Raw genomic sequence first — 9,969 nt, forward strand, 5'->3', positions numbered from 1 at the left:
CCCGTCACCCACCGGCTGCGGCTGGACGAGGAGGCCCTGGCCAGGAAGCTTCGGGCCATGGCCCAGTACAAGACGCAGGCGCTTTCCGTGCTGGCCTTCATCGAGCGGGCCCCCGAGCGGGTTTGGACCGAGACCTTCCACGAAGTGGGAAAGGAGGCCGGATGGGTGGGGAAGTGGTGGTGACCCCGCTGGACCACACCGCGGAGGTGGGGTTCCAGATCGAGGCCAAAACCCTGGAGGGTCTCTTCCAAGGCGCCATGCAGGGCCTTCTCGAGGCAATCTTCGCCCACCCCCCCAAAGGCGGAAGCCAAAGGAAGCGGCTCCGCCTGGCCGCTTCGGACTTAGAGACCCTCCTGGTCCGGTTTTTAAACGAGCTGATCTACCTTATCCAGACCAAGGGCTTTGTTCCGGGAAAGGCCAGGATCCGGATAGAGGAGGGGGAAGAGGGCGTGGTCCTTTCCGCCACCCTATGGGGGGAACCCTTCCAGGCGGCCTTCGGCTTCCTGGGGGAGGTCAAGAGCGCCACCTTCCACGGCCTGGCCATCCGGAAGGAGAAGGGAAGGTGGCGGACCCAGGTGATCCTAGACGTGTAGGGCCTGGACGGCGGCGCGCACCCGGTCCAAAAGCCCCGCGCCGACCAGGGCGTGCGCCCGTTTTAAAGCGTTTTCCACCGCCCGGGCATCCGCGGAGCCGTGGCCGATGAAGACCGCCCCCTCCACCCCCAAAAGGGGCATGGCCCCATAGCTGGAAGGATCCACCCGGGCGTACAACCGCTTGAGGGCAGGCCGGGCGAGAAGCCCCCCGATCCGGGCGAGGAGGGTTTGGGAGAGCGCCTCCTTGATCCAGGCGAAAAGGACCTGGGCCTCGCCTTCCGCGAGCTTCAAGACCACGTTGCCGGTGAAGCCGTCCGTCACCACCACCTCCGCGGTGCCCAAGAAGATGTCCCGCCCCTCCACGTTGCCGTAAAACCGCTCTTTAAAGGCTTCTTGAAGAAGAGGATAGGCCTCCAGAACCAGGGCGTTGCCCTTTCCCTCCTCCTCACCGATGGAGAGGAGGCCCACCCGCGCCTTCACCCCGGAGGCCTCGGCGTAGGCCAGGCCCATGGCGGCAAACTGGACGAGGAAGGCCGGCCGGCAGTCGGCGTTCGCCCCCCCGTCCAGGAGAAAGGTCCGCCCCTTCTGGCTTGGGAACTCCACCAGAAGGGCGGGCCGCTCCACCCCCTTTACCCGGCCCAAAACAAAGAGGGCCGCAGCCATGGCGGCCCCTGTGTGCCCCATGGAGACCACCGCACTTACCTCGCCCCGCTTGAGGAGCTCCATGGCCACCACGATGGAGCTTCCCCGCCTTTTGCGCACCTCGGTGGCCTGCTCGGCCATGCCGATGGCGTCCGGGGCGTGGTGAATGGGCAAAGCCTCCCGGACCAAGGGGCGGAGCCTGGCCTCATCCCCTACGAGGAGGACGGGAACCCCCGCCCTTTGCGCTCGAAGCGCCCCTTCCACCGTAACCTGGGGGGCACGGTCCCCCCCCATGGCGTCCAGGGCGATGGGCTTCATGCCTTGGCGGGCAGGTGCTTCTGGATGCGGGCTTCAAAGTCCCGCTTGGGCCTTGCCCCCACCAGGGCCTCTACCGGTTCGCCATGCTTAAAGAGGATCACGGTGGGGATGCTCATCACCCGGTAGCGCATGGCGGTCTTGGGGTTCTCGTCCACATCCAGCTTGGCCACCAGGAGCTGGCCTGCATACGCCTGGGCCAGCTCCTCCAGAATGGGCGCGATCATCCGGCAGGGAGCGCACCACTCCGCCCAAAAGTCCACCAGGACCAGGGGGTTATCCCGCAGGATCTGGTCAAAGGTCTGGTCGGTCACCTCCAGGGGCTTCGCCATAGCGGCTCCAGTTTACCAAAAAACCCCCCCGTGGGATTGGGGGGGGTTACAATCCCACAAGGACCGAAAAACGCCTAGCGGCGCTTCTTTCCGCCCCTCCCCTTCTTCTTCTCCCCAAAGCCCCCCGAACCCCTGAGGAAACTCTTGAGCTTGTTCTCAAACTCGGGGGCTTGGCGGGGAAGCCGCCTCGGCCTAGGCGGCTCGGGGTTTTCCGGGGGAGGCAGTAGCTCCTTGATGGAAAGGTCCAGCCGCCCCTTAGGGTCCCGGCCCAGGACCATGACCTGGACGATGTCCCCCTCGTTCAGGAAGTCCCGGACGTTCTTGACGTACTCGTGGGCGATCTGGGAGATGTGCACAAGACCCGTCTCCCCTCCCGGAAGCTCCACAAAAGCCCCAAACTCCATCACCCGCGTGACGCGGCCCTCCACGATTTCTCCTGCTTGCACTCCCACGCTCATTCTCCCGCGCGAGGCTGGCTCGCGATGCCCCCACTATAGCACACGCCGGATGCCCTGGGTGTCCAGGCCTTCAAGGAGGGCCCGGAAGCTCCGGCCCAAAACGGGGTGGATGGCCTCCGGGATGAGATCGCACAAGGGGACGAGGACGAAGGCCCGTTCGTGTAGCCGCGGATGGGGGAGGGTGAGGCTAGGCGAGGAGAGGACCAGCTCCCCATAGAGGAGGAGGTCCAGATCCAGCGTCCTGGGGCCCCATTTCTCCCGCCGCAGTCGGCCCAAAGCGCGCTCGATTTCCAGGAGAGAGGCTAGGAGGGCCTCAGGGGGAAGGCCGGTTTCCAGCTCCGCCACCTGGTTCAGATAGAGGGGCTGGGGCGGCCCCACGGGAAGGGTCTCGTACACGGAGGAGAGCCTGAGGAGGCGGGTTTCGGGAAGCCGGGAAAGGCGGGCCAGGGCCTCGAGGAGATGGAGGGCCCGGTCGCCCAGGTTGGAGCCCAGGGCCAGATACGCGCGCGCCACGCCCCTAGAATAAGGGGCGGTATGTTCCAGCTTAAGCGGCATCCCGCCAACCCCATCCTGCTCCCAAGACCCGACTCCCCCTGGCAGGCGCTCAACGTTTTTAACCCCGCGGTCGTCTTCCACCGGGGCCTCTTCCACATGCTCTACCGGGCCCAGGGGCTGGACTACGTCTCTCGGATCGGGTACGCGGTCTCCGAGGACGGGGTGCGGTTCAGCCGCCTCGAGGACCCCGTCTTCTGGCCAGAGGCCCCCAAGGAGGCCAGGGGGGTGGAGGACCCCCGGGTGGTCTTTTTGGAAGGCCGCTTCTACATGACCTACACCGGCTACTCCGCCCAGGGCATCCAGCCCTTCCTGGCCGAAAGCGAAACCCTCCTGCGCTGGAGGAGGCTGGGGGAGGCCCTTCCGGAGATGGGCAACAAAAATCACGTCCTCTTTCCCGAGAGGTTCGGCCACCGCTACGCCATGCTCCACAGGCGCCCCCCCGCCATCTGGGTCGCCTTTTCCTCCGACCTAAAGACCTGGGAAGACGACACCCTCCTCCTCCCTCCCCGGCCCCACCTGTGGGACAGCGTCCGGGTGGGGGCGGCCGGTCCTCCCCTCCTCACCCCCAAGGGCTGGCTCCTCCTCTACCACGGGGTGGACCACGGAAACGTCTACCGGCTGGGGGTGGCCCTCCTGGACCGGGAGGACCCCCGCCGGGTCCTCCACCGGCCCGAGGGGTTCATCCTCCAGCCTGAGGAGGTATGGGAGATCCGGGGGGATGTGCCCAACGTGGTCTTCTCCTGCGCAAACGTGGTGGTGGGGGAGGAGGTGTACGTGTACTATGGGGGGGCGGACCGGGTGATCGGCCTGGCCACCGCGCCCTTGGCCGCGCTTTTGCGCTACGCGGAGGAGGGCTGATCCAGAAGGCGCACGAGCTCCCGCACCTCCCGTACCCGTTCCTTATCCGCCACCAGCACCTCCTGCCCCTTTTGGGCGATCACCAGGCCAGAGACCCCTAGGGTGGCCACCAGCCCCCCCTCGGTGTAGACCACGCATCCGCGGGTGTCCAGCCCCAGGTGCCGCCCCGAGCCCAGGACCACATTCCCCGCCTCGTCCGGCTCGAAGATCCGCTCGAGGGCCCGCCAGGTGCCCACGTCGTCCCATGGGAACTGGCCCAAAACCACCCGGATATGCTCCGCCTTCTCCATGACCCCGTAGTCGATGGAAACCTTAGGAAGGCTGGGGTAGACGGCCTCCGGCCGCAGGCCCGAAAGAAGCCCCTCCAGGGCCTGGGCATGGGCGGGAAGGTGCCTTTGGAAAAGGCTGGCCATGGTCCTTGGGGTGAAGGCGAAAACCCCCGCGTTCCAGAGATACCCCCCCTTGAGGTACTCCAGCGCCCTCGCATAGGGGGGCTTCTCCACAAACCCCTCCGCCCGGTACCACCGCCCTTCCCAGCCCCCAAGGCGGATGTACCCGTACTCCGTCTCGGGCCGGGTGGGCTTTAGGCCCAAGGTCACCACATACCCTTCCTCCGCGGCCTCGAGCATGGTGGAGACCGCCTCCCGGAAGGCCTCCTCATCCCCCACGTAGTGGTCGGCGGGAAGGACGAGGAGCCGGTCCGCCCCCTCCTTAAGGGCCCAGAAGAGGCCCAGGAAAATGGCCCCGGCGGTGTCCTTGGCCTCAGGCTCGAGGAGGAGGCGGGCCCTATCCCTAAAAGGGCGCACCGCCTCCTCATGCACTTTCCGCACCACCAGGAGGGTTCTTTCCGCGGGGAAAAGGGGGGCGATCCGGTCCAGGGTGGCCTCGAGGAGGCTTTTCCCTTCAAAAAGGCGCAGGAAGGGCTTGGGCAGCTCCTCCCGGGAAAGGGGCCAAAGCCTCTCCCCTCGGCCTCCCGCCATCACAAGGGCGTATGCGTTCGTCCTCATCGCCGTTCTTCCAGCACCTTGCGGTACAGATCCAGGTAGTCCCGGGCCATCCGCTCCCGGCTGAAATGGGCCTCCGCATAGGCCCGGATGGCCGATCGGTCCATCCTGAGAACCCTATCCAGATGCTCCAGGGCCTCCTCCCAGCTCTGGACCAAAAACCCCGTCTCACCGTGCCGCACCGTCTCCCGAAGGGCCCCGAGGGGCCGGGCCAAGACGGGGACCCCGCTCATCATGGCCTCCACCGGGGCAAGCCCGAAGGGCTCCGGGAAGTTGACGAAATGCAAAAGGGCCACCGCCCCTCCCAGAAGCGCCGCCCGCTCCTCGGGGGTGACCGGGCCCAGGAACTCCACCCCCTCCCCCAGAAGGGGAAGGATCTCCTCCTGGAAGTACGCCTGGTCCTGGACGGGACCCGCAATCCTTAGGGGCAGCCGGGCCCGCCGGGCGAAGAGGATGGCCTCCCTTATTCCCTTATCCGGATGGATGCGGGAAAGCACGAGGAGGTGGCGCCCCCCAGGGCCCAAGGGATAGCGGCCCGGATCCACCCCGTGGTGGACCACGCCCAGGTAGGGAAGGGTGGGGTCCTGGTCCGCCTGGGAGATGGCCACATAGTGGACGTGGGGAAGGGCGGCGTAGCGGCGGTAGACCTTTTTGATCTTTTCGCTGGAAAACCCGTGGATGGTGGTGAGGATGGGGGTCCTCACAAAGGGGCTGAAGTACAGGGGCATGAAGTCGTAGTGGTTGTGGACCAGATCGAATTCCGCCGCCTCCTCCATGCCCCGGGCAATGTGCAAAAACTCCTCCACCTTCCAGTCCGCCTCCGGGTCCTCCCAGAGGGGCCTTTGCGCGGTGTAGCGCAAGGGGGCCCGGGTCTGGGCATCCTTGGTGGCGTAGAGGACCACCTCTACCCCCAGGTCCAGAAGGGCCTCCGTAAGGTCGTAGACCACCTGCTCCCAGGGGCCATACCGGCGGGGGGGGACCCGCCAGGCGATGGGGGCGAGCATAGCCACCCGCATGCCTCACCCCCCAAGGGCATAGACCCGGCCCAGGGCCATCCCCTCCTCCACCCGGGGGAAGACCCCCTGGACCAGGTCCTGCCAGGCGAGGAGGTAGGAGAGGAGGGCCTCCGCCCCACGGTTCCGGTTGGGGCCATGGGGGGTGAGGCCGTCCATAGGGCCCAGGGGATCCACCAGGGGTGCGGAGAGGCGGTTTCGCCCGTGGAACCAGAGGAAGGCGAACTCCGCCTTCTCCCGCTCCCCAAAGCGCAGGTAACAGGAAGCAGCCGCCTTGGCCTCGAGGGGCTGCTGGTCGAAAAGGGGTTTGGCCTCCCCCTTGTGCATAAACCGGTTCCCCACGGGGTCGAAAAGCCCCCCAAGAAAGTAGAGGCTATCCAGAAAAGCTAGGGCCCGGCGGGCAAGGCGCAGGGCCTCCCGGTCCCGGAAGGCCAGGGCGTAGGCGTAAAGGGCCTCCACCGGCCGGTGGTTGGCGTAGGTGAGGGCATCCGGGAAGGGCCAGTCGGGGTCGGTCTCCCTAAAAGCCGCCAAAAGCCCCCTTCCCAGATGGTGGGCGGCCTCGAGGAAGTCCTTCCCCCCTTCAGCCGCCCCAGCCAGAAGGCCGAGCAGGGCATACGCCCTTCCCCTGAGGGAGGTAAACCCCACCACCCTCTCCACCGAAAGGCGAAGGGCATGCCGCGCCGCCTCCCCGAGCTCCTCGGGCAGATGGGCCGCGGCCGAAAGGGCGAGAAGGGCCCGGCCTGAGGGGTCTTCCGCTTCCCCTTCATCCTCAAACCGGCCGTTCGCGGAAAGGCCATTCCGGAACCGGCCGTCCTCCTTCTGCATGAAGAGGAGAAACCCCAGGTAGGTCCGGGCCAGGTCCAAAGGCCGCCCCCCCTCGGGAAGGCGGGCCACGTAGAGGAGGGCCCGGGCATTGTCGTCGGTGGTGTACCCTTCGGAAAGCAGGGGAACCCCGTTTCTAGCGTGCTCCAGAAGCCCTCGAGGGTCGGTTCGTGCCCTAAGCCACTCTACGCCGAACACCCTCCACCTCCAAAAGCCGCCGGTAGGCCAGGCCCACCCGGGGCCAGGTGAAGGCCCGAGCGTAGGCGTAGGCCCTTTCCTCCAGCTCCCGGATGCGGCCCGGGCTTTCCGAAAGCTCCAAAATCGCCTGGGCCCAAAGGGAGGCCTCCAAAGGCAGGACCACCCCCCGGCCCTCGGCCAAGGCTACCTGTGCGTGCCAAAAGGGGGAGGAAAGGATGGCCTTGCCCAGGGCCAGGGCGTAGGAGAGGGTTCCCGAGGAGGCCTGCTCGAGGTTGGGGTAAGGGAGGAGGAAGAGATCAGCCGCCCCCACCACGCGGTAAAGCTCCTCCTCAGAGAGGTACCCCTCCCGAAGGAGAAGGGCCCGCCGCACCCCCAAGGCCTCCGCCTTTTGCAAAAGCGCCTCCAGAAACCGGCGCCCCTCCCGGCGCTCCAGATTGGGGTGGAGCCGGCCCGCGACCAGGTACAAGACCCGCGGGTTTTGCCGGAGCACCCGGGCGAGGACCTCGAGGGCCCATTCCAGGCCCTTTCCCGGCCCTAAAAGCCCATAGCTCACCAGAAGAAACCGGCCCTCCAGACCCAGGGCCCGCTTTAAAGCCTCCCGGTCCGGACGGGGCAGGTCAGGCACCCCGTGGGGGATATGGACCACCCGCGTGGTGACCCCAAGCCCCTTCAAGACCCCTTCCCCTTCCGGATGGAGGCTGACCAAGGCCTCCGCCTTTTGGGCGATCTCCGCAAGGAGGCGGCGCATAAAGGCGAAGTCCTCCGGACCGATCCCCGGGGGTGGGGCCTTGAGGAGGGTGTGGAGGACCACCACCCGGGGCCCTCCCCCCTCCAGAAGATCCAAGACCCACTCCCCCCACCGCCCCCCATAGAGGCCATACTCGTGCTGGAGGATAACCGGCCCCCTTAGCCTTCTGGCCAGGTCCAGATAGGCGGGGCGGTCCTCCTTCGAAAGGACGGCCTTGACCTCTTCAGGAAAGGCCAGGCGCGTCTCCTCCGGGTGGGCCACCACGGCCACCTGGGCCTCGAGGCCCGCCCGTAAGAGCCCCTGCCGGAGATCGCGGTTAAACGTGGCGATGCCACAGCGGATGGGCGGATAGGTTCCCACCAGGTTCACCATCTCCACCTCCTGCCCGCCGTAGGGCAATGCTCAATAAAATTGTAGCAAAACGCTCAGCATAACTCATTTGAAGCACTATTGGGGATAACGCAGGCGGTGAGGGACGGGTCCTTAAAGGATTGACGCCCGCCCCCCTCCCCTCTACCCTGAGGGGGAAGGAGGGCACCGTGGTTCAGACCGACTGGAAAGCGTTGCTCGAGGCGGAAAAGCGCCTAGACTCGGGGGTTTACACCAAGCACGACCTCCTGATCGTGCGAGGCAAAGGGGCCCGGGTCTGGGACGCGGAGGGCAACGAGTACATAGACTGCGTGGGAGGCTACGGGGTGGCCAACCTGGGCCACGCCAACCCGGAGGTGGTGGAGGCGATCAAGCGGCAGGCGGAGGTCCTCCTCTCCATGCCCCAGACCCTTCCCACCGAGGCCCGGGCCCGGTTCTACCTGGCCCTGACCTCCATATTGCCTCCGGAGCTCAACCGGGTCTTCCCCACCAACTCGGGCACCGAGGCCAACGAGGCGGCCCTTAAGTTCGCCCGGGCCGCCACAGGGCGGAAAAAGTTCGTGGCCGCCATGCGGGGCTTCTCCGGCCGGACGATGGGAAGCCTCTCCGTCACCTGGGAGCCCAAGTACCGGGAGCCCTTCTTGCCCCTGGTGGAGCCCGTCTCCTTCATCCCTTACAACGACGTGGAGGCCTTGGAAAAGGCGGTGGATGGGGAGACGGCGGCGGTGATCCTCGAGCCCGTCCAAGGGGAAGGGGGGGTGCGGCCAGCCACCTTGGAGTTTTTGCAGGCGGCCCGGAGGCTGACCCAGGAAAGGGGGGCCCTCCTCATCCTGGATGAGATCCAGACCGGGATGGGGCGCACGGGGACGCGGTTTGCCCTTGAGCGCTACGGCATCGTTCCAGATATCCTCACCCTGGCCAAGGCCCTAGGGGGCGGGGTGCCCCTGGGGGCGGCGGTGATGCGGCAGGAGGTGGCGGAGAAGATGCCCAAGGGGGGGCATGGCACCACCTTCGGCGGAAACCCCCTGGCCATGGCCGCGGGGGTGGCGGCCATAGAGTATTTGGAAAAAACACGGCTTTGGGAGCGGGCGGAGCGGCTTGGGCGCTGGTTTATGGAGGAGCTCCGCAAGGTGGACTCGCCCAAGGTGCGGGAGGTGCGGGGGCTGGGGCTGATGGTGGGCCTCGAGCTCAAGGAGAAGTCCGCCCCCTACATCCAGCGGCTGGAGAAGGAGCACCGCGTCCTGACCCTGGCCGCGGGGCCCAACGTCATCCGTTTCTTGCCGCCTTTGGTCATTGAAGAGGAGGATCTCGCCCGGGTGGTGGAGGCGGTGCGGACCGTCCTATGACCCTGGACCCGGTGGAGTTCCTGAAGGGGGCCCTGGAGATCCCCAGCCCTTCGGGGGAGGAGCGGCTGGTGGCCGAATACCTGGCCGAGGGGATGGAGCGGCTCGGGATGCGGGCCTGGGTGGACGAGGCGGACAACGCCCGGGGCCAGCTCGGGGAGGGTCCGGTCCAGGTCGTGCTTTTGGGTCACATCGATACCGTGCCTGGCCGGGTTCCGGTGCGCCTCGAGGGGAACCGTCTTTTCGGCCGGGGAGCCGTGGACGCCAAGGGGCCCTTCGTGAGCTTTATCTTTGCCGCGGCCAGCCTCCCTAAGGAGGCCCTAAACCGCCTCACCCTCCACCTGGTGGGGGCCACGGAGGAGGAGGTGCCGAGCTCCAAAGGGGCCCGGTTCGTGGCCCCAAGGCTTGCCCCCCATCACGTGGTGATCGGTGAACCCTCCGGATGGGAGGGCATTACCTTGGGGTATAAGGGGCGGCTTTTGGTCAGGGTCAGGCGGGAAAAGGACCACTTCCACTCGGCCCACCACGAGCCCAACGCCGCCGAAGAGCTCATCAGCTACTTCGTGGCCATAAAGGCCTGGGCCGAGGCCATGAACGTGGGCCAAAGGCCCTTTGATCAGATCCAGTACACCCTTCGCGACTTCACGGTCCACCCGGCAGAGCTCAAACAGGTGGCGGAGATGTTCTTTGATCTCCGCCTCCCCCCAAGGCTGCCCCCG

General features: G+C 66.6%; 12 protein-coding genes and 1 pseudogene. 5 read left to right on the top strand and 8 right to left on the bottom strand.

The genetic code is table 11. From position 1 onward, the window contains the following. Both C4301_RS06935 and C4301_RS06940 read left to right on the top strand, forming a co-directional pair. Positions 1-183: pseudogene (locus tag C4301_RS06935) on the top strand (PIG-L deacetylase family protein); the annotation flags it as partial. Continuing rightward, on the top strand, positions 174-593 hold the full coding sequence (locus C4301_RS06940) for an archease (protein WP_352414382.1): 420 nt from the start codon (positions 174-176) through the stop codon (positions 591-593). The pseudogene C4301_RS06935 and the gene C4301_RS06940, both read left to right, overlap by 10 nt. Here C4301_RS06940 and plsX read toward each other — a convergent pair. From plsX to folK, 4 genes are all read right to left on the bottom strand, one after another. Next, positions 582-1,553 carry a phosphate acyltransferase PlsX gene (gene plsX, locus C4301_RS06945; protein ID WP_352414371.1) on the bottom strand — a complete coding sequence of 324 codons (972 nt, stop codon included), beginning with the start codon at positions 1,551-1,553 and terminating at the stop codon, positions 582-584. The genes C4301_RS06940 and plsX overlap by 12 nt on opposite strands. After that, positions 1,550-1,882 (bottom strand): thioredoxin, encoded by a 333-nt coding sequence (gene trxA / locus C4301_RS06950; protein WP_352414372.1) that lies wholly within the window; start codon positions 1,880-1,882, stop codon positions 1,550-1,552. The genes plsX and trxA overlap by 4 nt, the downstream gene beginning before the upstream one ends. 74 nt (positions 1,883-1,956) lie before the next feature. Next, positions 1,957-2,340 (bottom strand): S1 RNA-binding domain-containing protein, encoded by a 384-nt coding sequence (locus C4301_RS06955; RefSeq protein ID WP_503012406.1) that lies wholly within the window; start codon positions 2,338-2,340, stop codon positions 1,957-1,959. Positions 2,341-2,373: 33 nt separating this feature from the next. Next, on the bottom strand, positions 2,374-2,853 hold the full coding sequence (folK, locus tag C4301_RS06960; protein WP_352414373.1) for a 2-amino-4-hydroxy-6-hydroxymethyldihydropteridine diphosphokinase: 480 nt from the start codon (positions 2,851-2,853) through the stop codon (positions 2,374-2,376). Between the two features lie 21 nt (positions 2,854-2,874). On the opposite strand from folK, the gene C4301_RS06965 reads away from it, so the two are divergent. Continuing rightward, on the top strand, positions 2,875-3,753 hold the full coding sequence (locus C4301_RS06965; protein ID WP_352414374.1) for a glycoside hydrolase family 130 protein: 879 nt from the start codon (positions 2,875-2,877) through the stop codon (positions 3,751-3,753). On the opposite strand, the gene C4301_RS06970 is transcribed toward C4301_RS06965, so the two are convergent. Genes C4301_RS06970 through C4301_RS06985 form a run of 4 tightly spaced genes read right to left on the bottom strand, consistent with a single transcriptional unit; the run spans position 3,735 to position 7,910 of the window. Continuing rightward, complete coding sequence (locus tag C4301_RS06970) at positions 3,735-4,760, bottom strand: mannose-1-phosphate guanylyltransferase (RefSeq protein WP_352414375.1); 1,026 nt, start codon at positions 4,758-4,760, stop codon at positions 3,735-3,737. The two genes, C4301_RS06965 and C4301_RS06970, sit on opposite strands and share 19 nt — an antisense overlap. After that, positions 4,757-5,773 (bottom strand): glycosyltransferase family 4 protein, encoded by a 1,017-nt coding sequence (locus tag C4301_RS06975; RefSeq protein WP_352414376.1) that lies wholly within the window; start codon positions 5,771-5,773, stop codon positions 4,757-4,759. Before C4301_RS06975 ends, C4301_RS06970 begins: the two co-directional genes overlap by 4 nt. Before the next feature lie 3 nt (positions 5,774-5,776). Beyond that, positions 5,777-6,790, bottom strand: coding sequence for a mannosyltransferase (locus C4301_RS06980; protein ID WP_352414377.1), 1,014 nt, complete (start codon positions 6,788-6,790; stop codon positions 5,777-5,779). After that, positions 6,768-7,910, bottom strand: a complete 1,143-nt coding sequence (locus C4301_RS06985; RefSeq protein WP_352414378.1) for a glycosyltransferase family 4 protein — start codon at positions 7,908-7,910, stop codon at positions 6,768-6,770. Before C4301_RS06985 ends, C4301_RS06980 begins: the two co-directional genes overlap by 23 nt. Positions 7,911-8,077: 167 nt before the next feature. Here C4301_RS06985 and lysJ point away from each other — a divergent pair, with 167 nt between their 5' ends. Both lysJ and C4301_RS06995 read left to right on the top strand, forming a co-directional pair. After that, the gene (gene lysJ, locus C4301_RS06990; protein WP_352414379.1) at positions 8,078-9,253 is read left to right on the top strand and encodes a [LysW]-aminoadipate semialdehyde transaminase LysJ; all 1,176 of its coding nucleotides are present in this window, start codon (positions 8,078-8,080) and stop codon (positions 9,251-9,253) included. Then, positions 9,250-9,969: M20/M25/M40 family metallo-hydrolase (locus C4301_RS06995; protein WP_352414380.1), on the top strand; the 720-nt coding region annotated here is incomplete at its 3' end. The genes lysJ and C4301_RS06995, both read left to right, overlap by 4 nt.

This window comes from Thermus sp. (assembly GCF_040290245.1).
Taxonomy (GTDB): Bacteria; Deinococcota; Deinococci; order Deinococcales; family Thermaceae; genus Thermus_A.